Annotated in this window: 21 protein-coding genes; 7 read left to right on the top strand and 14 right to left on the bottom strand. The window is 40.1% G+C overall.

Annotated elements, in window-relative coordinates:
• Positions 1-150 precede the first annotated feature (150 nt).
• On the bottom strand, positions 151-825 hold the full coding sequence (locus QOL76_RS00610) for an ROK family protein (protein ID WP_283411078.1): 675 nt from the start codon (positions 823-825) through the stop codon (positions 151-153).
• Between the two features lie 249 nt (positions 826-1,074).
• Here QOL76_RS00610 and QOL76_RS00605 point away from each other — a divergent pair, with 249 nt between their 5' ends.
• From QOL76_RS00605 to QOL76_RS00595, 3 genes are all read left to right on the top strand, one after another.
• Entirely contained in the window at positions 1,075-4,419 is a 3,345-nt protein-coding gene (locus QOL76_RS00605) for a transglutaminase family protein (RefSeq protein ID WP_283411077.1), read from the top strand.
• 40 nt (positions 4,420-4,459) lie between these two features.
• On the top strand, positions 4,460-7,000 hold the full coding sequence (locus QOL76_RS00600) for a circularly permuted type 2 ATP-grasp protein (protein WP_283411076.1): 2,541 nt from the start codon (positions 4,460-4,462) through the stop codon (positions 6,998-7,000).
• A gap of 113 nt (positions 7,001-7,113) precedes the next feature.
• Entirely contained in the window at positions 7,114-8,007 is an 894-nt protein-coding gene (locus QOL76_RS00595; protein WP_283411075.1) for a transglutaminase family protein, read from the top strand.
• Here QOL76_RS00595 and QOL76_RS00590 read toward each other — a convergent pair whose 3' ends face one another.
• The 7 genes from QOL76_RS00590 to rocF all read right to left on the bottom strand — a co-directional run bounded on the left by QOL76_RS00590 (position 8,008) and on the right by rocF (position 14,133).
• Positions 8,008-8,361: a translation initiation factor gene (locus QOL76_RS00590; RefSeq protein ID WP_283411074.1), complete on the bottom strand. Its 354-nt coding sequence runs from the start codon at positions 8,359-8,361 to the stop codon at positions 8,008-8,010.
• 54 nt (positions 8,362-8,415) lie between these two features.
• On the bottom strand, positions 8,416-9,267 hold the full coding sequence (locus tag QOL76_RS00585) for a universal stress protein (RefSeq protein WP_283411073.1): 852 nt from the start codon (positions 9,265-9,267) through the stop codon (positions 8,416-8,418).
• A 64-nt stretch (positions 9,268-9,331) separates the two neighbouring features.
• A complete protein-coding gene (locus tag QOL76_RS00580; protein WP_283411072.1) occupies positions 9,332-10,252 on the bottom strand; it encodes a 1,4-dihydroxy-2-naphthoate polyprenyltransferase in 921 nt (306 codons plus the stop codon).
• A 19-nt stretch (positions 10,253-10,271) separates the two neighbouring features.
• The gene (locus tag QOL76_RS00575; protein ID WP_283411071.1) at positions 10,272-10,859 is read right to left on the bottom strand and encodes a glutathione peroxidase; all 588 of its coding nucleotides are present in this window, start codon (positions 10,857-10,859) and stop codon (positions 10,272-10,274) included.
• 2 nt (positions 10,860-10,861) lie between these two features.
• A complete protein-coding gene (gene argS / locus QOL76_RS00570; protein WP_283411070.1) occupies positions 10,862-12,652 on the bottom strand; it encodes an arginine--tRNA ligase in 1,791 nt (596 codons plus the stop codon).
• Positions 12,653-12,719: 67 nt separating this feature from the next.
• Entirely contained in the window at positions 12,720-13,124 is a 405-nt protein-coding gene (locus QOL76_RS00565) for a GxxExxY protein (protein WP_283411069.1), read from the bottom strand.
• Between the two features lie 58 nt (positions 13,125-13,182).
• A complete protein-coding gene (gene rocF / locus QOL76_RS00560) occupies positions 13,183-14,133 on the bottom strand; it encodes an arginase (protein WP_283411068.1) in 951 nt (316 codons plus the stop codon).
• Positions 14,134-14,459: 326 nt separating this feature from the next.
• On the opposite strand from rocF, the gene QOL76_RS00555 reads away from it, so the two are divergent.
• From QOL76_RS00555 to QOL76_RS00545, 3 genes are all read left to right on the top strand, one after another.
• Positions 14,460-15,608 carry a methionine aminotransferase gene (locus QOL76_RS00555; protein ID WP_283411067.1) on the top strand — a complete coding sequence of 383 codons (1,149 nt, stop codon included), beginning with the start codon at positions 14,460-14,462 and terminating at the stop codon, positions 15,606-15,608.
• Positions 15,609-15,740: 132 nt separating this feature from the next.
• A complete protein-coding gene (locus QOL76_RS00550; RefSeq protein WP_283411066.1) occupies positions 15,741-16,175 on the top strand; it encodes a hypothetical protein in 435 nt (144 codons plus the stop codon).
• A 118-nt stretch (positions 16,176-16,293) separates the two neighbouring features.
• A complete protein-coding gene (locus tag QOL76_RS00545; protein WP_283411065.1) occupies positions 16,294-17,679 on the top strand; it encodes an arginine decarboxylase in 1,386 nt (461 codons plus the stop codon).
• A 62-nt stretch (positions 17,680-17,741) separates the two neighbouring features.
• On the opposite strand, the gene QOL76_RS00540 is transcribed toward QOL76_RS00545, so the two are convergent.
• The 6 genes from QOL76_RS00540 to QOL76_RS00515 all read right to left on the bottom strand — a co-directional run bounded on the left by QOL76_RS00540 (position 17,742) and on the right by QOL76_RS00515 (position 23,238).
• A complete protein-coding gene (locus QOL76_RS00540) occupies positions 17,742-18,302 on the bottom strand; it encodes a mycothiol transferase (protein ID WP_283411064.1) in 561 nt (186 codons plus the stop codon).
• A gap of 68 nt (positions 18,303-18,370) precedes the next feature.
• Positions 18,371-18,712, bottom strand: coding sequence for an L-rhamnose mutarotase (locus tag QOL76_RS00535; RefSeq protein WP_283411063.1), 342 nt, complete (start codon positions 18,710-18,712; stop codon positions 18,371-18,373).
• A 239-nt stretch (positions 18,713-18,951) separates the two neighbouring features.
• Positions 18,952-19,767, bottom strand: coding sequence for a sugar phosphate isomerase/epimerase family protein (locus tag QOL76_RS00530; RefSeq protein ID WP_283411062.1), 816 nt, complete (start codon positions 19,765-19,767; stop codon positions 18,952-18,954).
• Positions 19,768-19,771: 4 nt separating this feature from the next.
• The gene (locus QOL76_RS00525) at positions 19,772-20,791 is read right to left on the bottom strand and encodes a zinc-binding alcohol dehydrogenase family protein (RefSeq protein ID WP_283411061.1); all 1,020 of its coding nucleotides are present in this window, start codon (positions 20,789-20,791) and stop codon (positions 19,772-19,774) included.
• A gap of 295 nt (positions 20,792-21,086) precedes the next feature.
• On the bottom strand, positions 21,087-22,019 hold the full coding sequence (locus tag QOL76_RS00520; protein WP_283411060.1) for an aldo/keto reductase: 933 nt from the start codon (positions 22,017-22,019) through the stop codon (positions 21,087-21,089).
• 136 nt (positions 22,020-22,155) lie between these two features.
• Positions 22,156-23,238 carry a serine hydrolase domain-containing protein gene (locus QOL76_RS00515; RefSeq protein ID WP_283411059.1) on the bottom strand — a complete coding sequence of 361 codons (1,083 nt, stop codon included), beginning with the start codon at positions 23,236-23,238 and terminating at the stop codon, positions 22,156-22,158.
• A gap of 207 nt (positions 23,239-23,445) precedes the next feature.
• Here QOL76_RS00515 and QOL76_RS00510 point away from each other — a divergent pair, with 207 nt between their 5' ends.
• Positions 23,446-25,524, top strand: a complete 2,079-nt coding sequence (locus tag QOL76_RS00510) for a S9 family peptidase (protein WP_283411058.1) — start codon at positions 23,446-23,448, stop codon at positions 25,522-25,524.
• The last annotated feature ends 148 nt before the right edge of the window (positions 25,525-25,672 follow it).

Here is a 25,672-nt window from a genome sequence, read left to right as displayed (position 1 = left end):
CAGATAGAAAAATACGAAAAAACAAACGGCAGACGAAACAGTAATTAATAGCTGTTGATTTTGCTCAGGCTGATAAAAACACGTTTATCCAAGGAGTGAGAATGTAAGGCGTTGCGCTTTCATACTGCGATTATGAGTTAAGTCAAAATCTTACAACTTAAAATCCTCTTCCCAGAACTTGAAACCGCCTTTGAAGGCATTTTCATTTGTACCCAATCTACATCCCTCAGGAATTGTTGTTAACAATTTTGAATTTCCCCCGCCTAATAATACGTCATCAGGTTGAAATGCTGCTCTGAAATATTCCACGGTTTTTAGCACGTTTTTCTCCCATCGTTTAGATCCGCTCTTCGTCAGATACTCCTTTCCAACATATTCTTCGAAGGTCTTTTTCTTGAAAGGAAGATGCCCGCCTTCTAAGGGTAATATCGTATTGTGAATGACCATGGCGGTGCCTAATCCAGTTCCGAAGCCTAAGAAGAGCAACTTTTTACCTTCGTAACTACCAAGAGCCTGCATGGCTGCATCATTTATAAATTTAATAGGGCAGTTAAATGCAGCCTGAAAGTCAAATTTATTCCATCCCTCTCCAAGGTTAACTGGCTCGGATACTATCTTGTTTTCTTTGACTACTCCCGGAAAACCCATTGTGATCCTGTCGTATTCCCATTCTGAAGCGTTTTCTTTAACCAGTTCCACCATTTGTTCAGGAGAAAAATCTGAGCCTGAAGGAATTTTTATGCGCTCTGCAGCACCTGTTGCAAGTATTTTGACATTAGAACCGCCAATATCAATGACAAGAGTTTTCGGGTTGTTTTTTTTCATCCACTGAAACTAAATATAAATGTTTACTTACCGAAGAAGAAATTGATTCAATTCTGAATTTTTGATAAGAATTAGCATTTTGATAAAACAAATTAAATATTGGACTGATTTGATTTTTCTTCAATCAAATGCTGTGATCTCTCAATTCTTACTTTAAATTACAAGTAATACCAGCGCCCAGATAACCCAAATCATTTTTGACCACGTCATGATTTGAATCTTTTTGAAACAGCATATTAAACCTATCCTATGTCTATCAAAGTTGCCATACGGCATTATACCAAGTACGAATACGAAAAGAATATAAGTTTGGGGCCTCAGGTGATCCGTTTGCGACCTGCTCCGCACTCACGCACACATATCAAAGGTTATTCTTTGAATATCAAACCAGAAAATCACTTTATCAATTGGCAGCAGGATCCTTTTGGCAATTACTTGGCTAGGATTGTTTTTCCTGAAAAGGTCAAATATTTTGAAATTGATGTGGAAGTAATCGCTGATATGGTGGTGATAAATCCCTTTGATTTTTTTGTGGAAGATTATGCTGATAAGTTTCCATTTGAGTACGATGAGAGTGTAAAGAAGCAGCTGGGCCCATATTTGGAGATCAAAGAATCGGACCCGCTTTTGATGAAATTGGTAGATAGGGCCAAAACTTTGATGACGAAGGATATCATCACGGTGGATTATCTGGTAGCGATCAACACTATGATCAACCAGGAATTGCGCTATAATGTGCGAATGGAGCCAGGTGTGCAATCTTGTGAAGAATCATTGACTTTGGGATCAGGCTCTTGCCGTGATTTTGCATGGTTATTTGTACAGGTTTTGCGACACGTGGGATTGGCATCAAGATTTGCTTCTGGTTACTTAGTTCAGTTGAAATCGGATGAGAAATCATTGGATGGTCCATCTGGTCCGGAAGAGGATTTTACCGATTTGCATGCTTGGACGGAAGTTTATGTGCCGGGAGCTGGCTGGATAGGCTTGGATTCCACTTCTGGATTGTTTGCAGGGGAGGGGCATATACCATTGGCTTGTACACCAAGTCCTCAGGATGCAGCACCTATTACAGGCATGGCTGAACCTGCGGAGACTGAGTTTTTCTTCAAAAATGAAGTGACTCGAATAGAAGAAACACCTCGGGTGACTAAACCTTATTCTGAAGAGCAGTGGCAAAAAATACTGTCAGTAGGAGATAAGGTGGATGAGGATTTAGAAGCAAATGACGTGCGGCTGACCATGGGAGGTGAGCCTACTTTTGTGTCTGTAGATAATCAGGATGCTCCTGAATGGAATACAGACGCTGATGGCGAACACAAGCGGAGTTTATCCAATATACTTTTTCACAAGCTAAAAGGAGAGTTTGGTAACGGAGCTTTGATGCAATATGGTCAAGGAAAATGGTATCCCGGAGAGCCTTTGCCTAGGTGGAAATTAGCTTGTTTCTGGCGAAAGGATGGTATTCCGATGTGGAAAAATGATGCGTTGATGGCTGATTTGTCAAAGGATTACAAGCTGACCCACAAAAAGTCAAAGACTTTCATTAATAATCTGGTCAAAGAACTAAATGTAGATCCGCTCAATATTACTCCTTTATACGAAGACCCTTTTTACTTTATCTGGCAGGAGGGAAAAGTCCCTGTGAATATCAACCCTGCAAAATATAACCTCAAATCTTCTTTGGAGCGGCAAAAGTTAGCCAAGCTTCTCAAAAAAGGACTGGGAAAGCCTGTGGGCTATTCGATTCCATTGGAGTGGGAATATGATCAAAATAGATGGCAAAGTTGTCGCTGGAAATTCCGTTCTAAAGAACTTTATCTAGTACCAGGGAATTCTCCTGCAGGTTTGAGATTGCCCTTGGACTCCATTGAATATACGGATCCAAAAGATGAGCCAATCAAGCCACAGAATGATTTGTTTGCTGAAGTCGGTGCACTTCCTTCCAAAACACGTTCTAAAGCGGCCAAACTTAAGCCTATCAATTCCAAGCGGATTTTCAAGACGACTTTGGTGGCGGAAGTTAGAGAGGGAAAGCTTTTCGTTTTCTTACCTCCTGTATCTTACCTAGAGCATTACCTGGATTTGGTGAATGCGATAGAAAGGGCCGCTCAGAAGCTCAAAGTTCCGATTCTAATCGAAGGATACGATCCTCCTTCGGATAAGCGTATAGAAAAAATGATGATTACTCCAGATCCTGGGGTAATTGAAGTGAATGTACAGCCTGCAAAAAGCTGGAAAGAGGTGACACATAATTACGAAGTGCTTTATGAAAAAGCCCGTGAATCCCGTCTCATTTCTGAAAAATTCAATGTAGATGGAAAGCATACCGGCACAGGTGGGGGAAATCACATTACGCTTGGAGGTTCCTCGCCTGAAAACAGTCCTTTGCTGAGAAGGCCTGATGTGTTGAAGAGTTTTATCACGTATTGGCAACATCACCCTGCATTATCCTATTTATTTTCTACTCAATTTATTGGTCCAACTAGTCAGGCTCCAAGAGTAGATGAAGGACGAGATGATATGCTTTATGAGTTGGAATTGGCTTTCCAGCAAGTTCCCAATGGTACTGAAAATGAGATCCCATTCTGGATGGTAGATCGGATTTTCAGAAACCTGCTGGTTGATATTACCGGAAATACACATCGAGCTGAGTTTTGCATTGACAAGCTTTATTCTCCCGATTCCAGTAGTGGTCGCTTGGGTATTTTGGAATTCAGAGGCTTTGATATGCCGCCGCATTATCGGATGAGCATGGTGCAGTTGCTGTTAATCCGGGCCTTGATGAGCTGGTTTTGGAAACAGCCATACGATCACAAACTCGTGCGATGGGGGACTTCATTGCATGACAAATTCTTGCTTCCACACTATTGTGAAAAGGACATGCTGGAAGTGGTCAATGATCTAAAAGTGGCTGGTTATGATTTTGATATTGCTTGGTTTGACCCATTCTTCTCCTTCCGTTTTCCTTTTATTGGAGAGCTTCAATCGGATGATATTCATATAGATATGAAGATGGCGATCGAGCCTTGGCATGTGTTGGGAGAGGAGATGTCGAGCTCCGGAACAGCTCGATATGTAGATTCTTCATTGGAAAGGTTACAAGTCAAAATCACAGGCTTGACTGATTCCAGATATCATTTGCTTTGTAATGGATATAGAATTCCACTGAAAAATACGGGAGTGCAAGGCGAGTTTGTAGCGGGAATCCGCTATCGGGCTTGGCAGCCTTTTTCTGCGTTGCACCCTACAATAGGGATTGATACTCCATTAGTGATTGACTTGTATGATACTTGGACAAAGAAATCTGTGGCAGCCTGCCAGTATCATGTAGTGCATCCAGGAGGCAGGAGTTATGATAATTTCCCGATTAACAGCAACGAGGCTGAAGCGCGGAGAATTTCCCGGTTCTTCGATTTTGGCCATACAATTACGCCTACACCAAATGAAGCAAAGACTGCTGTACAAGAAGACCATAAATCGGGTCGTTACATTACTAAATCAGAAGGCCAAAGACACTATGAAGCGACTGCTGAGATTATTAATCCTGAATTTCCCTATACTATGGATCTCAGGCGGTATAAAAAACGATAATTGTTTATTATTTCACCTGCAATAAGTTCATTTTTGCGATATGATTGAGTCTTATCTTATTGACAAAATGTTCAATAATGCGCCATTTTTGGATGAAATGGCAACCGACCAAGGTAAAATCCATCCTCATTGGGAGAAAATTGCCAAATATTACGATCAGATAGGAACTGAACGTATGGGGCAATTTCATGAGGAGGTTGGTCGTCAATTACGTGAAAATGGCGTGACTTACAATGTCTATGGTGATCCCAATGGGATGAATAGACCGTGGATGTTGGATCCTGTTCCTATGGTATTCAGTAATGAAGAGTGGGAAGGAATAGAGAAAGGCTTACTTCAGAGATCAGAACTTTTGAATCTGATTTTAAGTGATTTATATGGAGATCAGACCTTGATAAAGGAGGGGCGTATTCCTTTTGAATTGATCTATAATCACGGAGGTTTTTTGCGACAAGCGCATAACATCAAGTTAGATGGTGAGCAGCAACTTATCCAGTACTCTTCCGATCTAGCTCGTGGTCCAAATGGCAAAATGTGGGTGCTTCACGATAGAACAGATGCTCCTTCTGGTTCTGGATATACTTTTGAAAATAGAGCAGCAATGACACGGGTTTTTCCTGATCTAATCCGTGAAAATCATGCCCGTAAAATTACCTCCTATTATCAAACCTTCAAAAACACACTAAGTAATTTAACTACTAACAATAAGGAAAACCCTAGGGTAGTTTTGCTTTCGCCCGGCCCTACTAACGAGACCTTTTTTGAGCATGCCTACATTTCTTCCTTTATGGGATTTACCCTTGCTTTTGGAGAAGACCTCACCGTAAGTGATGGTTACGTGTGGCTGAAGACTATTAAAGGCCTAGAGAAAGTAGATGTAATTATCAGGAGAGTTGATGATGTTTTTTGTGATCCTCTGGAGTTGAAAAATGACTCTCACTTGGGAGTAGTAGGATTGATGGAGGCCGTGCGACAGCGAAAAGTATTGGTGATTAATCCATTAGGATGCAGGGTATTAGAGAATCCTGGCTTAATGGCATTCTTGCCGAAAATTAGTAGGCATTTGCTGGGGCAGGATTTGATTTTGCCTTCAGTTGCAACTTGGTGGTGCGGTCAGCCAACTGAGATGAAATATGTGTTTGAGCATATTGAATCTTTAGTGATTCGAAATATCTATCGAGGTACACACAAGAAATCTGTTTTTGGTGGTAACCTTAGCAAGGTGGAAATAGAAAACTTAAAACGGGAAATCAGAAGTAGCCCTTACATGTTTGTGGGGCAGGAAATGGTTGATTTTTCTACCACACCTTCTTGGATTAACAATAAGCTGGTAGCTAGAAATGCTGTATTTCGAAGTTATGTAGTTGCTGACACTGAAAATAAAAACTATAAAGTGATGCCTGGTGGCTTATCGAGGAGTTCTCCTGAGAAGGGGGCTTTTTTGGTTTCAAATCAAACAGGAGGAATCAGCAAGGATACTTGGGTTTTAGGTAAAGGAAAAGAAGTACCTGCGCCAGTTGCCAAAGCGATTAAAATCCAGCCTTTGGTAAGAAATGTACTCCCAAGTCGCACTGGCGAACGATTATTTTGGCTAGGAAGGTATTTGGAACGCTCAGCCTATTCGGTACGCTTGATGCGAATGACGCTTCTTTCATACAATGAAGCGGATGAAGATATTCATGTTCATGAGAATCCAGTTTTAAGCACTTTGCTTCAAACGCTCACCGTCATGACTGGGACAATGCCAGGGTTTACGACTAAAAAGAATTTGAAAAATCCAGAGGCTCAGTTACTGGCTTTGGTACACGACGTAAAGAAACCTGGAAGCCTGGCCTATTCAATCCAGTCTTTTCTTACCAATGCATATGCTGTAAGAGATAGATTGAGTTTGGATACGTGGAGAATTCTGGACAATATTTCCGAAGAACTTACTAAAATGCGGGATTCCGACACCACCTTAATGCAAGCTTATCAAAGCTTAGATAACATGGTGGTGAAATTAATGGCTTTTTACGGATTGAATATTGATAACATGACCCGAGAGCCGACTTGGCATTTGCTAAATATTGGAAGATTTATAGAGTCTGCGTCTAACAACTGTCTGATCCTAAAAGGAATGTTAACCAAGTCTTTTGATTCTGAGTCAAACAAAGAGTTGATGGAGGATACACTACGCTGCAATGAAAGTTTGGTGACTTACAGGTATCGCTATCGTTCTAATCTGGAAATGCATGGTGTTTTGAGTCTATTGATTTTGCATGAGGATAACCCCAGATCATTGATATACCAGCTGTCGGAAATTGATAATCACTTGAAAACCCTTCCTAATCAAGATGAAAAGGAGCTTTTTAGCATAGAGCGAAAGAAGTTACTTCAAGCTATCACCAAAATCAGGTTATGCGATATTGATGTGATATCTATTCCTAATGTTGTTACTCAGGAATTTGTGGAGCTGCGCGTGCTGTTGGATGAAATCATTGGGCTATTGCATGAAACTTCGGATTCTATTTATGAAAAATATTTTAGTCATACAGATACCAGGTACAGTATGATTCAATCTTCTGTTATTCCGGAGATATGAAATCGAGCCTAACTCCAGTATTAATCTGCAGGTTAAACATATTAATGTGTGCTTTTCTCAAATGAAGTTTGTTAATGGTAGTGCAAAAAAAATAAGAAATTCAGTCTAGACGCATGAAATATAAGGTCACACATATCACTAATTATATCTATGATTTCCCAGCGGTTCTATGTCATAATTTGATGTTTCAGATTCCGCCTGATCTCCCTTTTCAGAATGTTGAAGAATACTTTTGTGAGATCAGTCCAAAGCCTAGCACGGAGATAGAGCGAGTAGATTTTTTTGGAAATAAATACCTTTATTTTTCAGTAGAACGATCGCACAAGAATCTCACAGTGACTTCCAAAAGTGTTGTTGAGCTATCTTCTCCAGCTTGGGTTTCAATCAAACCTACTGATACTATGCCTTGGGAAAAAGTGGTGGAGTTGCTTCATTCCACAAAGACTTCTACGGATGTTAGACAATATTATTTGGAGTCAAAACATGTAAACTTCATAGATGGGATAAGTGATTATACCTTAAAATCCTTCACTCCAGGACGTCCTATAATGGAAGCTATGCTTGATTTGAATACAAGAATATTCAATGACTTTGCTTTTACTCCGGGATTTTCTGATATCAGTACCCCGCTTGAGAAAGTGTTTAAACACAAAAAGGGAGTGTGTCAGGATTTTGCACATTTTTCTTTAGCATGCTTGAGGTCAATTGGATTGTCAGCAAGGTATGTAAGTGGGTATCTTGAGACTTTACCACCTCCTGGCAAGCCTAAAATGATCGGAGCCGACGCATCTCATGCCTGGATTGCTATTTATGTTCCGGGCCATGAATGGATAGAGTTTGATGCAACAAATAACCTTCTGGTTAATGATAAGCACATTCGTGTTGCCGTAGGGCGTGATTTTGCAGATGTCACACCCTTAAAAGGAATTGTGTACAGTGGTAGTGAGCAGGAGATGAAGGTGAGTGTAGATGTGAGGAATTTGGAGGAAGAGGTAATCAATGGGTGATTATCCTCCGGACTTTTTGGCTTTGTACCCTGCGGATTGAAGGACTTGGACTATCTTGTCTCTGTGATCACCTTGAATCAGGATTTCTCCGTCTTTAGCAGATCCACCGACACCACATTTGTTTTTGAGCATTTTCCCCAACTCTTTTAAATCTTCCTCACTACCTATAAAACCTTCAATTAGCGTGACTTTTTTGCCAGCTCTAGCTTTTTTGTCAAGTAACACTTTTAAGTTTTGCTGATTTGCAGGCAGTGTATCTTCGTCTTCATCATTTCCAGTTTGAAACTCAAAATCATCGCTAGTAGAATACACGACACCATCGCGTTTTTTCCAATCGTTATTTTTTTTCGCCATATAAAATGAAAATACCCACCCCGAAGAGTAGGTATTCGTTACTAAATTTTTGAATTATTTTACTTTAAATGTCCAAACAGGGCGCTTGGCATGGTTTACCACGTCCTCGGCAATACTTCCGGTAAATAAATGAACAAGACCTGTACGACCATGAGTAGCCATTGCGATCAGGTCGGCATCGATATCTTCTGCAAATTCTACAATGCCAGATTCCTCGGAATCTGAATTGTAAATCTCCGCCACTGCGTGTTTTATTTCGTATTTGTTAACAAAATATTTAATCCTAGCAGCAGATTCCCGAGTAGTTTCAAAGCTTCCAGGAGTATTGATCACCACTAAATAAAGATCTGCGTCAAACCATTCCTGAAGATTTTTTATGCGTTTGGCTAATTCGTCCTGACCTTCTCTGAAATCATTTGCGAAAACTATTTTCTTGATTTTCTCTGGATTTGTATTTGCTTTTATGGTCATCACAGGGCAATGGGAAGTTCTTACCACTTTTTCAGTATTACTTCCTATTAATACCTCTTCTATTCCATCGGAGCCTTTTGATCCCATAATTACCAAATCAGGATCTTCATCTATAATAGCCGAAGAAATATTTTGAAAAGCATTGCCCAATACGATTTTTGTACTGAAGCCATACTTGCTTCCTGCATGCTTATTTTCCAGTTCTTTGAATTGCTCCTTGCGTCTATCCATCAGTTCAATGAAGAACATTTGGCTTTCCATTTCAGGCATCACTTCGCCACCACCCATAGTTCCCATACCCGAAGAACTAGGTACTTCAACTACGTGTAATACCATAATTTCCACATGATCAAATTTGGATGATATGTTGGTAGCAAAATTCAGGGCGTTATTTGCTTGCTCTGAAAAATCGTAAGGCACAAGTACTTTTGTCATAATAGCTGAGTTCATTGGTTTACCCCAAATTACCCTTATTTAAAAGAATAGAAAAGGACTTTTGTCAGCTTTTTCCTAAAAAAACTAAACCAATTCCGAATAATATCACCCAAACCAAGGTGCTAAGTGCCATTTTTTTGAGATTGGGATCAATAGCTTCTGAATCCTTTCCTTTCTGTACACTTATACCAATTCGGATCATTAGCGGGAAAAGCGCTAAAGCCAATAAAGTAGTCCATTCTTTGGTGACAAAGGCAAATATCAACAGGCAGTAATTCCCCCCTAAAATCAAAAACCAATTGTAAATGTTTGCAGCTTTTCTTCCGATTCTCACTGGAATAGATTTTTTCCCAGCAGTGGTGTCTGACTCAATATCACGGATGTTATTGATGTTTAACACAGCTGTGCTGAAAAGCCCTAAAGCAATTCCAATCCAAATTATGGAATCATCCCAAGTCAAACTATGGAGGAAAAAGGTGCCAAAAACACCGAGCAAACCAAAGAAAATAAACACCGAAATATCTCCCAATCCTGCATATCCGTAGGGATTATTTCCTGAAGTGTAAGAAATAGCAGCCCAGATGGAAGCCAGCCCTAATCCCAAAAATATTCCGAAAAGCACCCAATCCTGAACAGCAAAATAGAGCAAAAGCAGACCTGAAATCAATGCCAAAGCCCCAAAGAGATACATCGCTTTTTTCATTTCAGGTAAAGTAATCAAACCAGATTGTACTGCTCTCATCGGGCCTTGGCGATCCTGATGATCAGCCCCATGAATAGTATCTCCATAGTCATTCGAAAGATTTGACAGAATCTGCAAAAAGATAGTGGTCAATGAAGCGAGTAATAAAATCTCCCAACGAAAAACCTCTTTGTATACTGCCAAAAAAGAACCTGCAAAGATACTTGCTAGGGCTAGTGGTAATGTACGAAGCCTGACCGCATGCAGCCAGGCTTCTTTTTTTGTTTGAATAGCTTGTTTCACTCAGTCCGAAATCTTCTAATTAGGCATTTATAAGATCTATTATTTCCTGATCCAATGGAGATACTTTGGAAGGAAAATAGTTGATGAGTTCGCCTTCCTCATTTAGGATGTACTTGCAAAAATTCCAGCTAGGTTCTTCGTTGTTCCAGCCATTCTGCTTAGCATCCGAAAGCCATCTGTAGATAGGGTGCTTGTCGTATCCTTTTACAGAAACTTTCTCAAACATTGGAAATGTCACACCGTAGTTTTCAGAGCAAAAAGATTTGATTTCTTCGTTTGATCCAGGTTCTTGACCTCCAAAATTGTTAGCAGGGAAGCCCAAAATCACGATTTTGTCACTATGCTCTGCATAAAGCTTCTGCAATTCTTCGTATTGCGGAGTATATCCGCATTTGGAAGCGACATTGACTACCATCACCTTCTTTCCTTTAAAGGAACTAAAATCAACCATTTCACCATTTAGGTCTTTCATGGAGAATTCATAGAATGATGGAGCCATAACTTCTTTATCAATAGAGGTGTTTTTAGCTTTTAAAACAGAAGTTTTGCTTATAGAGTAGGCACTCATGAGCAACAAAAAACAGCCTAGAAATAGTAAATTCTTCATAGTTACATTCGTTCGGGTACTGCGATTCCAAGTAATTGCATTCCTTTCCTGAGGGTCTTTGCGGTATGAGCCGAAAGCGCCACTCGGAAAGCAAGAATGGTTGGATCATTTTCAAGAAATATAGGAAGATCCGCATAGAATCTATTGTATTCCTTCGCCAAATCGAAAAGGTATTGTGCTAAAATGGCAGGGGAATAATCCAATCCAGCCTGGGATATTTTCTTTTCAAAATCATTCAATAGGTAAATCAAGCTTGATTCTGACTCTTCTACTTTATTAACTTTAGAGAAGTCCGCTTGTTTGTATTCGACACCAATTTGTTCAGCTTTTCTTAGTATTGAAGCAATTCGAGCATGGGAGTATTGGATAAATGGCCCGGTATTTCCTTGGAATTCTATGGATTCCTGCGGGTTGAACAACATTCGTTTTTTAGGATCCACTTTTAGCAAGAAGTATTTCAAAGCACCCATTCCTAGAGTTTCATAGAGTTCAGCTGCCTGTTCCTCATTGAAGCCGTCAATTTTACCAAGTTCTTTGGTATGCTGTGCGGCAGTGTCCACCATCTCTTGCATCAAGTCATCAGCATCTACTACGGTTCCCTCTCGGGACTTCATTTTACCTGTTGGCAAATCTACCATGCCATATGATAAATGGTAAAGTCCTTCTCCATATGGACGGCCTAGTTTACGCATAATCTTAAACAAAACATCAAAGTGGTAATCTTGCTCATTACCAACTACATATACTGACTTGCTTATTCCAAAATCATCGTACTTCAAATCAGCTGTACCCATATCTTGGGTGATGTAAACAGAGGTTCCATCACCGCGAAGAACCAGTTTTTCGTCCAGTCCCTCATCAGTTAAATCCACCCAAACCGAGCCATTTTCTTTTTTGAAAAATACTCCTTTTTCTAACCCTTCGGTAACTATGTCTTTTCCTAGAAGGTACGTATCAGATTCGTAGTAATACTTGTCAAAGCTAACTCCCATGCGCTGGTAAGTCTTTTCAAAACCAGCGTAAACCCAGGTATTCATTTGCTTCCAAAGCGAGACAACTTCCTCGTCATTTGCCTCCCATTTGCGAAGCATTTCCTGCGCTTCAAGGAATAAAGGAGCATTCTTTTTAGCCTCATCTTCAGATTGACCTTTCTCCTTCAATTCAGCAATTTGCTCTTTGTATTTCTGGTCAAAAATCACATAATATTTTCCAGCCAAGTGGTCACCTTTCAATCCGGAGGATTCTGGAGTTTCTTCATTCCCGAAATGCTGGTATGCTACCATAGACTTACAAATGTGAATTCCTCGGTCATTTACCAAATTGGCTTTTATGACTTCGTACCCATTTGCCTCCAGGATGTTTGCAACCGAAAATCCCAAAAAGTTATTTCTGAGGTGACCAAGATGAAGAGGTTTATTGGTATTAGGAGAAGAATATTCCACCATCACCTTTTGACCGTTTGCAGGAAGTTGGCCTATGTTTTCGTTGGCAAATAGCTTTTGGAAAACATCCACCCAGATCATGTTGTTCAGTTCTAGATTCAGGAAGCCTTTTACTACATTGAAACCAGCAACTTCAGCTACGTTTTCTTTCAAGTATTCACCGATTAGATTTGCTGTGACCTCAGGAGTTGCTTTGGACACTTTCAGGTAGGGAAAAACCACGAAGGTGTAAGTTCCTTCAAATTCCTTCCGCGTAGGAGCGAGGCTGATCTGCTCCAAAGGCAGATCGTGATTGAAGATATTCTGAAAGGCAAGCTGTATGCCGTTATGTATTGATTCTTGTATGTTCATATTTTTTTAACCGCAGAGCACGCAAAGATTTCGCAGAGGGCGCAATTGATTCATTTTATGTTTTTATTTATATTCTGGGTTTCGTATTAGCAACTCTTTGAATTCCATATTTTAGTTGGGAAACATTAAAGTTAATAAGCAGACCCAATTTGTATTTTCCGATTTTTACGTAGTTAAGCGTTTGGGCAAAATGAACGTCGTTGAGTATATCAACTGATTTCAATTCCAAAACTAATTTCCTTTCCACCAAAATATCAATTATGTAGCCAACGTCTAAGTTAATTTCATCAATTTCTAATGGCATTTTTTTCTCTACTTCTACAAAAATACCAGCTTTCTGGAGTTTAAAGGCTAAAACTTGCTTATATGCATTCTCTAAAAGTCCAGGCCCTAATTGACGATGGACATCTATTGCTATGCCAATAACCCGTGTGGCAATTTCATTTTCAAGTATGAGATCTTCGTCAATCATAAGTGTTTTTACTCAGTGTACTCTGCGCAAAACTCCGTGCACTTTGCGGTTAATAAACCTAGAAATTATCTACCAAAGACTTTACTGTTGCTTCTAGAACTTCGAATGCGTTTTCGGCCATTAGATTCTCCGAGTCAAGGGTAGGATTCACTTCTACGATTTCCCAGCAGCATACTCGCTTATCCTGAATCAGTTTGACATTAAGTTCTATCGCTTCCTGTACAGTCAAGCCATCTGGCACCGGAGTACCAGTACCCACAGAGATGGAGCTATCCAAACTATCCACATCAAAGGAAATATAGATTTGATCGCAATCTTTCAGCGTTTCCAACGCTTCAGCAGAGATTTGATCAATCCCCTTTGAACGGACTTCCTGAGTACTGAAATTTTTGATTCCGTAATTTTTGATCAGATGATCTTCTGGTGCTTCGGTATCTCGTACCGTGATGAATACGATATCCTTGGGATCAATTTTTGGAGATTCACCGCCGATAGCCTTGATTCGTTTCCATAGAGCCAAAGTCTCTTCTGAGGGTTCATTCACCTGACAATCCAAATTATCCAATTGAGAAACCATCGCCAAGGGCATTCCATGCATATTTCCGGAAGGAGTGGTGAATGGTGTGTGTAAATCAGCATGTGCATCAATCCAAATCACTCCTAAACGCTTATCAGGATCGGCAGCTTTGATGCCCATGATAGTGCCTGCCGCAGTGCTGTGGTCTCCCGCCAAAACGATAGGAAATTTTTTCTCCATACGTAAAGATTCGATCGTGGAATAGACATTTTTCAAAACCTGATAAACGCCATCGATGTATTTAGCATGTGGGAAATTGTTGCCTTTCCATAGGTAGTTATTCGCGTCAGGAACGTTGATAGGGTCAAACTGTGTGAAGAAGTCAGACTTCTTATCTAAGCTGGCAATTTTCAAAGCATCTATACCCATGCTTGCTCCACGGGTTCCGGCGGCAATCTCTGACCGTACTTCTACTAATTTAATATCACGCATTCTAAGAGGAATTTAAAGTTATAGTGGGTTGGGTAATGGAAGGCAAAAGTAGTTAAAAATGCCTTTAAATGATCAATAATCAAAGTTCAATTGACAATGGACAAAGTTCAAATTTTAAAATTATAGAAATGCCAATTTGTTAGATTCTGGTTTTTCCCGCAGATTCCCGCGGAGAAGGGTAGAAGATTTCTGCAGATCTGATAATCTAGTAAGTCTGAATTTTCCATTAGTTAAATCGGCGTAAATCTGCGGTATTTAGTTGCGCACATCGGCGGGAAATCAAGACGAATTATAAGATTTTACTTCAAAATCAATAGTTTTGAACTATGCCTATTTTATCTAAACTTCCCAACGTAGGGACCACAATTTTTACAGTAATGTCCAAGCTTGCAAGTGATTGTGGAGCTATTAATCTTTCGCAGGGTTTCCCTGGTTTTGAATGTGATCCTGAATTACTCGACTTGGTAAATAAATACATGAAGGCGGGTTTTAACCAGTATGCGCCGATGAGTGGGATACCTGTTTTGCGTGAGCGGATTGCTGATAAAACTAAGCTGGTCTATGACGTTGACTTAAATTCAGAAAATGAAGTAACCGTTGTTTCTGGAGCTACTGAAGCACTTTATGCGGCGGTGACGGCTGTTGTGAGGCGGGGAGATGAAGTTATTTTATTTGATCCAGCCTATGATTCTTATGCTCCAGCTATAGCATTGAACGGAGGAATTCCTGTATATGTCCCGCTTGAAATGCCTGATTTTTCTGTGGATTGGGAAAAGGTGAAATCAGCAATCTCAGATACAACACGCCTGATCATGGTGAATACCCCGCACAATCCAAGTGGCTACGTTTGGACACAAGAGGATTTGGATACCCTTGCAGATTTGATTCAGGACACAGATATTTTAGTTGTTAGTGATGAAGTGTATGAGCATATCACCTTTGATGGAAGAAAGCATTTGTCACTAGTAACCCATCCTACTTTGAGAGACCGAACTTTCGTATGTGGCTCTTTCGGGAAGACTTTTCATGTGACGGGCTGGAAGATTGGTTATTGTTTGGCCCCACCGCAACTCACCGCAGAATTCCGAAAGGTTCATCAGTTTTTGACTTTCAGCACTGCTACTCCATTACAATATGCTTTGGCAGATTACTTGGCTGAGCCATCTCGTTATTTGACTCTTCCTGATTATTACCAGCAGAAACGGGATTTGTTCTGTGAAGGACTTAAGGAAAGCCCTTTTAAGTTTACCCCAGCCCAAGGAAGCTTCTTCCAAATGGTGTCCTATGCACATCTTTCCAAAGAATCAGATTATGATTTGTCTGTTCGCCTTACCAAGGAAATAGGAGTGGCGAGCATCCCTATCTCCGTGTTTTTCTCTAATAAGAAAGATCACAAAATTCTTAGATTTTGCTTCGCAAAGAAGGATTCAGAGCTTTATGTGGCTTTGGATAAACTTAAAGAAATTAAATTATAGTCTAATAATCAGTCTGTTATGGATGAATGTATTAGCCTTATTTAATAACCCTATAAATATTATAGGGAATATAGGATAATACGAAAATCACTTCTATATTTGGCTTATAGTTTAATTCTAAAACTCAAAACAATGAGCGCATTATCACAAATAAAACCTTCATCAATAGAACAGGTGAATGTATTGGCCAATGGATTTTCTAAAGTATCAGCTAATCAGAAGGAAATCGTGAAGATTTTCAATCAAAAAGCTGGAATGGTAATGCAAGGGATGTGCAGCTTTGAGCAGGATTTTGAGTATTTATACCCGTTATTTAGGGGCTTAAGTGAAGCGGGAAAGCCAGCAAGTTTGAACTTGCGGTTCTCTTCTTCTGAAAAAACGGTTTATTTTCACTATCCAATATCCAGTCAGACTGAGGTGTCTCTTTTCTTTTCACAGTTGATTTTGCATTTGCAAAATGAAGTGAAATTCAAAAAAGTACTGAAAGAGGTGATTGTGAACAGAAATCAATTTAAATCCGAACAATTTTTGCTACAAAATGCAATGATGGATTCAGCAGTAAATTAAGAAATCATTACAATTCATTAATAATAGGGACAGTCTTCAGGGATTTGTCCCTTTTTCATTTGAATTCATCCGATAAAAAGCAATTTTTGTAGGGCTTTAACACCAATTATTTTTGCAAATGAATACATACAAGGATCTGATTGAGCAGACATTTGATTTTCCAACCAAGGAATTTAAAGTTGAAAACAATGAACTGCATTTCAATGGAGTGAATATGATGGAGATCATAGAAACCTATGGTACTCCGCTCAAACTTTCTTATTTGCCCAAAATCTCTGAAAGTATTCAGAACGCAAAGACGTATTTTAAGAATGCAATGGAGCAGCACGATTATAAGGGTAATTATACTTATTGCTATTGCACCAAGTCTTCTCACTTCAGCTTTGTGCTGAATGAAGCGCTAAAAAATGACATTCATATCGAGACTTCCTCGACTTTTGATATTCCTTTGGTAAGAAGTCTTTATGCTCAGGGAAAAATCACTAAGAATACGTATATCGTTTGTAACGGTTTCAAGCGTGAGCTTTATAAGCAATACATCACGGAGTTGCTCAATGACGGTTTCGTGAACTGCGTGCCTGTTTTGGATAATTTGACAGAGATCGATTATTACCTGGAGCATGTGAAAGTGCCTTTCCAGGTGGGGATCAGAATCGCAGCAGATGAGGAGCCAAAGTTTGGTTTTTATACTTCTAGATTAGGTGTGCGATACAATGATATCATCAAGCTTTACGAAGATAAAATCAAGGATAATCCGAATGTAAGCCTGAAAATGCTGCATTTCTTTATCAATTCAGGTATTCGGGATACCGCCTATTACTGGTCTGAACTGACGCGCTTTATCCAGAAATATGTGGATTTGAAAAAGATCTCACCAACATTGGATTCCATGGATATTGGAGGCGGTTGGCCGATCAAGACGAATGTCTTTTTCGATTATGACTACCAATACATGGCGGAGCAAATCGTGAAGAATATCAAGTGGATGTGTGGTAAAAACAACACGGACGAACCAAATATTTTCACGGAATTTGGAAGCTATACAGTAGGAGAGAGTGGAGCTGTACTCTATTCAGTTTTGGAAGAAAAGCTGCAAAACGACAAGGAGCTTTGGTATATGATAGATGGCTCATTTATTACGCAATTGCCTGATAGCTGGGGTCTTAACCAGAAATACATCATGTTAGCCGTAAATAACTGGGATGCTGAGTATCATAACATCAATCTCGGTGGCTTGACTTGTGATAGCATGGATTATTATAATTCAGAAGCTCACCAATTCAATATTTACCTCCCAAAACCTGAGAAGAAAGTTCAGTATTTAGGTTTCTTCCATACAGGTGCTTATCAGGAATCTCTCGGTGGATATGGTGGAATCCAGCATTGTTTGATTCCAGCACCGAAACATGTGTTGATTGATAGAGATGAGGACGGAAATGTTACCCATCGACTTTTCGCAGAAGACCAAACTGAGGAGAGTATGTTAAAAACTCTGGGATACTAAAACTAAAAAAACGGCTGTTAATTTAATTAGCAGCCGTTTTTGTTTATAAGAGATTTTAAGGATTACTCAGGTAATCGACTTTTTAGCATATTGATTTGCCCCATGTGATTTGCCTGATGTTCCATCACATGGAACCAAGCCCAATGATTGTCAGTTTGCCCGCCTTTAGCAAGTTTAGCAAACCATTTATCGTCTTTTTCTTTAAGGGTTTCCAAGGATTTTTGGCGAACCTGCGCCCATATATCCAAGTAATATTGGATTGGTTTTCCTACATATTCAGCTCTTGCCTCATCGCCTAGGTTCAAAGCAGTTTCCCATTTCTCTTTTTCTTCCTCATTAAATCCTCTGCCTTCAAAAGTGTAAGCTTGGTAGTAAACTTCCGTAGCGGCCAAGTGCATAATCATTGCTCCGATTCGGTTGGCTTTCTCATCTAAGAGGAAATCTGTCTGATCTTGATTGAGTCCCTGGGTACTATGAATAATTCTTGCTCTAAGGTTTTCTAGCATAGAAACCATTATTCCTGTATCATGATCATATCCTTTTGGAGGGTTCATCGTGTTTTGGGCAAAGAGCAATGTTGAACTGAGCAAAACCAGGGAGAATAAAAGAGAAAGTTTTTTCATAAGGATAAAAGTGTGTGAGTCAGCAAAATGCCAATTAAATGAGAAATCAGCTAATCAATTATTGTTAATTAGGCTCCAGACTTAAAGATTCTATTCATCAGCACCCACTTTTCTCCAGGCTTAGCCCAAGGAATCGGTTGCTGGTATTTCCACATAAAAGCTTCCCATTCAGCTATTTTGGGATTTGTAGCATCAAACCTTGCTTTTTCTTCGAAATCAAACTCATCCACCGTTTCCAGCAGCATAAACATGCGATTGCCCGTGCGGAAAATCTCAATATTCAGAATTCCAGCATCTATATCGTGCTGTGTCACTTCGGGCCAGGCAGCGCCTGGAGCGTGATGCTGCTCGTATTCTTTGATAGATTCCTCGTCATCAATGAGGTCTAGTGTTAGTGCGAAACGTTTCATTTTTTATGTTTTAGATTTAAGACTTTAGACTTAAGATATTAGATTCAAGAATCTAGAATCAAGAGATTTGAGAAAGGAGATTAGAGATTGAAACTAAAATCAGGATTTAGGTGGCTCCCCCTTGGACTTCTTGTCGTATTTGGAATCGAAACCTTAGTCAAAGGGGGCAAGGGGGATTTCTAGTTCATACCATTTATTATAGGATGGAGGTTCAAAAATCTCAAATCTCAAATCTCAAATCACCTAAACCATTTCCTAAACTCCTTTATCGTCTGCTCGGCAGCTTCATCAGGATTAGGGTAGGGAAAAGCTTCTGCCGAAGCATATCCAGTGTAACCAACTGCTTTCAGCGCCTCGGCTATTTCCTTCATCGAAGTATGTCCAAAACCAATAGGTCTTCTATTGCTATCTGCAAAGTGAACATGCCCAATGTATTTGCCCCAATTCAGGATGCTTTCTTCTAAGTTCCCTTCTTCAATATTCATGTGAAATAGATCGGCCAGAAGTTTTATAGACTTGGTTTCCAGACTTTCTAGGAATTTTGAACCATCTTCAATGGTGTTGAGCAAGTTGGTTTCGTAGCGATTTAGGGGTTCGTAGATCAGTGTAACTCCTTTGGATTCGGCTTGCTTGCCTAATTGATTCAAGCCTTCTGCCAACCAAGACATGGTTTCTTCCCGTTCGTTTCCGGGTAAGATGTTTCCCTGCATTGAGCCAATAATTGCTGGAGCTCCGAAAGTTGCTCCGAAGTCAATCATATCAGAGATGAATGAAATGGCTTTTTCTCTAATTTTTGAATCCGGGTCAGTTAGGGTCAGGCCATGAATTACCTTTCCGGCGCCAGTTCCTACAGCAGCGAGTTCTAAGTTATATTTTTCAAGAAGTTCTTTTAGTCTTGGAATTGCAATCGCGTCCGCCGAAGCTGTGAAAAGTTCTATTGCATCGAATCCAAGTCGGGAAGCTTTTTCCATTCCAGTTTCCAGGTCTTCCCAAAAAATCCAAGGTCCACTTTTAATTTCAGGTACTAGAGCAATCGTTACGCAGGATTTTATCATTTTCTTATTTGTCAAAATCAATCATTATTTTAATTATCCCTTGTTGGTCCTGAGCCCAGTCTGCCAGCGCTTTTTCAGACTCGTCGATGGTCACCACTTTGCTGATTACTTCATCCACTGGGAATTTTCCTTGTTCCAAATAGTTGATAACTTCAGGGAATTCGGTGGTACAGTTTCTTGAACCAAGAATTTCTATTTCTTTTTGAACGAATAGGGAAGTATTGAATTCCACGGGTGCTTTTGCGTAGCCAATGCAGACAACCCGACCAGTAAAAGCAACTTCTTCTACAGCTTGTCGATAAGTGATCGGACTGCCCACAGCTTCAATGATTACATCTGGACCATCGTTCGTAGTCACTTCCTGCAATGTTTGGTGCAGATCCACCTTCTTGGGATTAATGGTGTGGCTTACACCGATTTTTTTTGCGATTTCTAGCTTTGCGTCGTCCAGATCAATGGCGATCACTTCAGCTCCTATATTCACGGCTGATGCTATTGCGCCTAATCCTACAATTCCACAACCAATCACTGCCACTCGATCCTGAGCTGTAACCTTTGCGCGATTCACAGAGTGAAAACCAACTGTTAGCGGCTCCGCTAAAGCTAATTCCCGAAGAGATAATTTTTCCGAAGGAAACACATCTTGCCAAGGCAAGGCAATGTATCGGCACATGGCACCAGGGCGACGTACGCCCATGGTCTTATTTTCCTTGCAGGCATTGCGGGCTCCCTTACGGCAAGCGATGCATTTTTCGCAATTCAAGTAAGGGTAAACCGTCACTTTCATTCCGACTTTTATACTTTCAGGCACATCATCTCCCAGTTCTTCTATAGTTCCCCCCACTTCATGTCCGAGGATATTTGGATATTCCTGTAGCGGAAAAAGACCTCTGTAACTATTCAGATCACCTCCGCAAAAGCCAACCATGCCGACTTTTAGGAGAACCTGTCCAGCATTTGGGCTTGGTTTTGCTACTTCACGGAGTTCAGTTTTTCCGATATCTGTAAGTACTAATGCTTTCATGAGGTTTGGTTTTAATAGGTTTTTGTATTTGACTTATATTATAATATTAACCTTCTATTATTTGATTGACAGGCAGGAAGACGGGAGACCGAAGACCGAAGGAATGGTAACCATACCTGATTTGTCTTGACATATTTTACTTTTTACAATCAGATTGTCTTACTCTTCCGTCATTGCGAGGTACGAAGCAATTTCATTAGCTCATTAAGATCGCTTCACTTCCCGACGAATCGGGACAGGCTCTCCGTTGTTTGCGATGAACGCCACTTCCGTCTCCCGTCTTCGGTCTCCCAGCTTATATATTATTCTCAAGTTTCCCTTCGTACCACATTTGGTTTTTGACTGGAGCGACAAGCGTTTCGATTTCTTCCAAAAGTCCATCAGGAATTCGGAAATCAATCACGCCTACGTTCTGGGTGATGGTGGCTAAATCACACATCCCTACGATTGTGGTAGAAATATCAGGATGATCCAAGGCGTAGCGAATAGCCACATCGCTTAGCTTCACTCCATAGCTAGCGCAAAGAGCCAAGAGTTTGGATTGCATATCCTTCATTGCTTGCGGAGAACGATGCCATTCTGGCAATGGAGCATCCGATAGAATGCGTTGCATCAAAGGTGCAGCGTTCATCAGACCGAAGCCTTTCTTCTTGGAAAGTGGCACGAGTTCACGGTTAATTTCATCCTCCAGCAAATTATAATGTGCCCAGGATAGAACTGTGTCCACGTCTATGTTTCTCGTGATTTCAGCAAGGTAGTTTACCGGTAAACCTGTGATCCCTATGAATCGTGCTTTTCCGGATTCTTTGAGTTTGACTAAGGTTGGCCAGGCTTCATTAAGAATTTGTTCTTTTTCCACAAACTCAATGTCGTGGAGCTGAAGTACATCTATATAGTCTGTTTTCAGTCTGGCAAGAGATTCATCCACACTTTTGAGAATTCGCTTTTCGGAGAAATCAAATTCCTTTAAGTCATATCTCCCACATTTAGTTGCTAAAATTACTTTGTCTCGCTTTCCTTCTAAAGCATTTCCAAGTCGCTTTTCTGCCAGGGTAAGGCCATAAAATGGAGAGACATCGAAAAAATTCACACCATGGTCGATCGCATAGGCTACGGCTCGGTAACCGTCTTTTTCGTCAGAAACATTAAAAACATCTCCCATAGGCGACGCTCCAAATCCTAGAATGGAAAGGTCCAAACCAGTGTTTCCTAACTTTCTGTATTCCATAAATAAGGTTATAGTAGGGTTTTTTACTTTACAAATCCAATATATGGAGATTTTGTGAGGAGGGAAATTCAATTCATAAGGATCAGGAGATTGTTGCAGAGATGATCTCAATAGAACATATAAATTAATCTGGTAGCTAAAAATTCTCCAAGGTAAGGTGAGCAATATCTCTAGTCAAAGTAGTAGGCGAATTGCAGTCGCAATTGCTAAATCCGATCACATAAATATCTTCTTCGGGTAAATAGACTCCCATGGATTTGAAGCCGAAAATACTTCCACCATGCTCTAAACTTGGGGAGTCATCTATATTGCTGATATGCCAGCCGTAGCCGTAATTGATCTTGTCGCCGTTGTTCAAGGTGTGATTTTCAAAAGCGTTGGCCTTGGTTTCTGCTTTGATAAGCGAATTCTTTTTGAGCGCTTCATTCCATTTGAGCATGTCATCTACGGTGGACATCAGCGAGCCGGAAGAATACGGCAAACTCAAACTGATGTAATTCTTATTTACATAATTGTCTTTTTGATGATAACCATAGGCTCGGTTTTCTATGACCTGGGAATGGCTGGCGTATTGGGAAGAATTCATTCCGAGTTTTTGAAAAATATTGTCTTGGACAAAATCAGCAAAAGTTTTTCCTGATAGCTTTTCGATGATATATCCCAAAACCACATAGCCTGAGTTGTTGTATTTGAACTCCTCTCCGGGCTCAAAATCCATCGGTTGGTTTTTGAAGAAATCCACCAGTTCGGTAGGAGTAAGATCTTGCCTTTCGATAGCTCTTAAAGACTTCATACTGGTGAAGCTTTTTATTCCAGATGTGTGAGTTAGCAGATGATGGACTGTGATTCTTTTGCCTTGAGTAGGGTAGTCTGGGATAAATTTCGTGATTTCATCATCAAGCTGAAGCTTTCCTTGCTCCAGTAGCATCAAAATAGAAATGGCAGTAAACTGCTTAGTCATGGAACCAATTTCAAAGACATTTGCGGGAGTCATGGAGACATTGAGTTCTAAGTTTGCCTTCCCAAATGCTTTTCTATAAATAGGTTCACCAGCTTTTGCCACCAAGAAAACTGCTCCTGGACCAACTGGTGTAAAAGTGGTTTCCAGCAAAGAGTCAATCTTAACTTCTAGTGATTGAGAAAAAGCAAATGGAGAATTGAGTTGTAAGAGGGAAAATATTCCTAAGAATAGCTTAAATGCTGAATTAAAGGGCTTCATAATGAAAGTCAGTTGATTATCCTTAGGATGCATAATGTTCCTTATTGGTTACAAATTTGAATGCCGGGTAATCAGATTTTACCTGAATGACATTAGCGTGAAAAGTAATATTTAATGAGTCCCAGCAACCTATCGTGTATTTATCCCTGCTTTTTACAGCTAAAAATAGTATCATCGCAACTAGAATAAACTTAACCCGAATAGTATATGAAGAATAAGTTCTTCCTTACAATGGCTGCGGCTTTAGCAACAACCATTTCAGTTTCACAGGCACAGGACAAGCTGAAGAGTATGCCTGGCTATGAGCAATATCAAAAAATAGCCCCTCAATTGAGGTCTGCAGTAAAACCTGGAAGCCTAAATGTAACTTGGGCTGAAGACAGCAAATCTTTTGAATATGTCGAAAGTGGCAAACTTCAGTCTTTTTCTGTAAAAACAAAAAAAGCGACGGAAGCTGGTGAAATCCCTAAGCCTGAGCGAAGAGCTTGGAACCGACCAGCCAGAGGGCGTCAGTTTGATTCAGCAGAGTCTCCCGATGGCAAATACAAAGCATTCACCAAGGATAGAAATATGTTCCTCAGCAATGCTGATGGTAGCAATGTAATAGCTATCACCACGGATGGCAACGAAGAAAATCAGATTAAATACGGGATTGCTACTTGGGTTTATGGTGAGGAATTAAGCCAAAACACTGCCATGTGGTGGTCTCCTGATGGTAGCAAAATCGCTTTCTATAGATTTGATGAAAAGGATGTAAAAAAATATTATGTGCTATTGAATCAGTTGGAATTATATGATTCCTTAGAAGTAGAGGCCTACCCAAAAGTTGGTGAGCCAAATCTTCCAGTTGATTTGATGGTCTATGACTTGGCTACGAAAAAGATGACCGAATTGGACATCAGAGATGGTAAGCCTTACAGTGACGGTGATTTAGGAACTTACATTTATGATCTGTCTTGGACTCCTGATGGCAAAGAATTGCTTTTCCACAGCACTAACAGACGTCAGAATATCCTTGAGCTTCGCGCTGCCAACCCGGAAACAGGTAAAAGTAGAACAGTGATCCGTGAAGAGTGGCTTCCAAGTTTTGTGGAGAATTCTCCTGAAATGAAAGTTTTGGAAGATGGTGAGCACTTTATATGGGCTTCCGAGAGATCAGGTTTCAATAATTACTACTTGTATAATTTTGATGGAACATTGGTCAATGCTATTACCACTCATCCTTTTGAGGTTTCTAATATCGTCAAAGTGGATGAGGATGCTGAGTTACTTTATTACATGGCTCGTAGCGGAGACAATCACATGTTGATGCAGCTGCACCGAGTTAATTTGGATGGGACCAAAGATACAAGACTGACTGATCCGGCATACCTGCATTCAGTGACTATTTCTCCTGATGGAAAATACTTTGTTGATATTGCTCAAACCCATGATGTAGCCCCATTTACGAATTTGGTTGATGCCAAAGGCAAAGTAGTAGCTGAGTTGGCGAAAAGTGACATGAGCAAATTTGAGGAGCTTGGCTTGAAAAAAGTTGAGGTATTCACCTTTACTTCTAAAGACGGTGTGACGGAATTACATGGAATGATTCACTTCCCATCTGATTTTGATCCTAGCAAAAAGTATCCTGTTATCTTAAGTAACTACGGTGGACCAGCTACAAATGCATTTCGCGAGAACTTTACACTTCCGGATCCATTGACAGAATATGGCTTTCTGGTATTGAATATCGATGGTAGAAATGTAAAAGGTAGAGGTAAGAAATTACTAGATCAGTTATACGGAAATCTCGGTTTGGTTGAGATGGATGATTTTGCCGAAGGCATCAAATCACTTCATGACAGACCTTATTTCGATAAGGATAGAGTAGGTGTTTACGGGACGTCTTATGGTGGAACTACCGCAGCTTCCATGTTGCTTAGATTCCCAGAGTTGGTTCACGCGGCTGTTGCAAACTCTTCAGTAACGGACTGGAGATTGTATGATAATATCTATACAGAGCGTTTCATGAGTACGTTGGATAATAATGAGGAAGGTTACAATAGATTTAGCCTGATGAACAAAGCAGACCAATTACAAGGCGAATTGTTGATTTTCTTTGGAACTGCAGATAACAACGTACACCCTTCCAATTCTTTGATGCTGATCAAAGCGTTTCAGGATGCAGGCAAAAGCATTGAAGTTCAGATCGCTCCAGATGGAGGTCATACTGCCTTGAACAGAGACAGAATGATGGAGTTTTTCATCAAGCATTTGGTGACCGATTACAAAAAAGTAGTTCGCTAGCCTTATTTAGATTTTCATAGAAAAACCACCTTCTGAGAGATCGGCAGGTGGTTTTTTGCTTTTTAGGCGTCTTGTGTTTCAGGAAATGAGGTAAGTGACTTTCATTTTGAAATATTTGAAAAAGTTCTATTCAGAAGCACTCATAAAA

It is taken from the genome of Algoriphagus winogradskyi (assembly GCF_900182815.1).
In the GTDB taxonomy this organism is placed as follows: domain Bacteria; phylum Bacteroidota; class Bacteroidia; order Cytophagales; family Cyclobacteriaceae; genus Algoriphagus; species Algoriphagus winogradskyi.
This window is presented reverse-complemented; position numbering and strand designations above follow the sequence as displayed.

What these genes read in the sequence shown, in the direction of transcription:
- QOL76_RS00600 (WP_283411076.1), top strand. Translation starts at nt 4,460, where the DNA reads ATGATTGAGTCTTATCTTATTGACAAAATGTTCAATAATGCGCCATTT.
- QOL76_RS00565 (WP_283411069.1), bottom strand. Translation starts at nt 13,124, where the DNA reads ATGATTGACGAAGATCTCATACTTGAAAATGAAATTGCCACACGGGTT.
- QOL76_RS00525 (WP_283411061.1), bottom strand. Translation starts at nt 20,791, where the DNA reads ATGAAAGCATTAGTACTTACAGATATCGGAAAAACTGAACTCCGTGAA.
- QOL76_RS00610 (WP_283411078.1), bottom strand. Translation starts at nt 825, where the DNA reads ATGAAAAAAAACAACCCGAAAACTCTTGTCATTGATATTGGCGGTTCT.
- QOL76_RS00530 (WP_283411062.1), bottom strand. Translation starts at nt 19,767, where the DNA reads ATGATAAAATCCTGCGTAACGATTGCTCTAGTACCTGAAATTAAAAGT.
- QOL76_RS00540 (WP_283411064.1), bottom strand. Translation starts at nt 18,302, where the DNA reads ATGAAAAAACTTTCTCTTTTATTCTCCCTGGTTTTGCTCAGTTCAACA.
- QOL76_RS00545 (WP_283411065.1), top strand. Translation starts at nt 16,294, where the DNA reads ATGAATACATACAAGGATCTGATTGAGCAGACATTTGATTTTCCAACC.
- QOL76_RS00535 (WP_283411063.1), bottom strand. Translation starts at nt 18,712, where the DNA reads ATGAAACGTTTCGCACTAACACTAGACCTCATTGATGACGAGGAATCT.
- QOL76_RS00595 (WP_283411075.1), top strand. Translation starts at nt 7,114, where the DNA reads ATGAAATATAAGGTCACACATATCACTAATTATATCTATGATTTCCCA.
- QOL76_RS00510 (WP_283411058.1), top strand. Translation starts at nt 23,446, where the DNA reads ATGAAGAATAAGTTCTTCCTTACAATGGCTGCGGCTTTAGCAACAACC.
- QOL76_RS00555 (WP_283411067.1), top strand. Translation starts at nt 14,460, where the DNA reads ATGCCTATTTTATCTAAACTTCCCAACGTAGGGACCACAATTTTTACA.
- QOL76_RS00605 (WP_283411077.1), top strand. Translation starts at nt 1,075, where the DNA reads ATGTCTATCAAAGTTGCCATACGGCATTATACCAAGTACGAATACGAA.
- QOL76_RS00515 (WP_283411059.1), bottom strand. Translation starts at nt 23,238, where the DNA reads ATGAAGCCCTTTAATTCAGCATTTAAGCTATTCTTAGGAATATTTTCC.
- QOL76_RS00585 (WP_283411073.1), bottom strand. Translation starts at nt 9,267, where the DNA reads ATGACAAAAGTACTTGTGCCTTACGATTTTTCAGAGCAAGCAAATAAC.
- rocF (WP_283411068.1), bottom strand. Translation starts at nt 14,133, where the DNA reads ATGCGTGATATTAAATTAGTAGAAGTACGGTCAGAGATTGCCGCCGGA.
- QOL76_RS00575 (WP_283411071.1), bottom strand. Translation starts at nt 10,859, where the DNA reads ATGAAGAATTTACTATTTCTAGGCTGTTTTTTGTTGCTCATGAGTGCC.
- argS (WP_283411070.1), bottom strand. Translation starts at nt 12,652, where the DNA reads ATGAACATACAAGAATCAATACATAACGGCATACAGCTTGCCTTTCAG.
- QOL76_RS00590 (WP_283411074.1), bottom strand. Translation starts at nt 8,361, where the DNA reads ATGGCGAAAAAAAATAACGATTGGAAAAAACGCGATGGTGTCGTGTAT.
- QOL76_RS00550 (WP_283411066.1), top strand. Translation starts at nt 15,741, where the DNA reads ATGAGCGCATTATCACAAATAAAACCTTCATCAATAGAACAGGTGAAT.
- QOL76_RS00520 (WP_283411060.1), bottom strand. Translation starts at nt 22,019, where the DNA reads ATGGAATACAGAAAGTTAGGAAACACTGGTTTGGACCTTTCCATTCTA.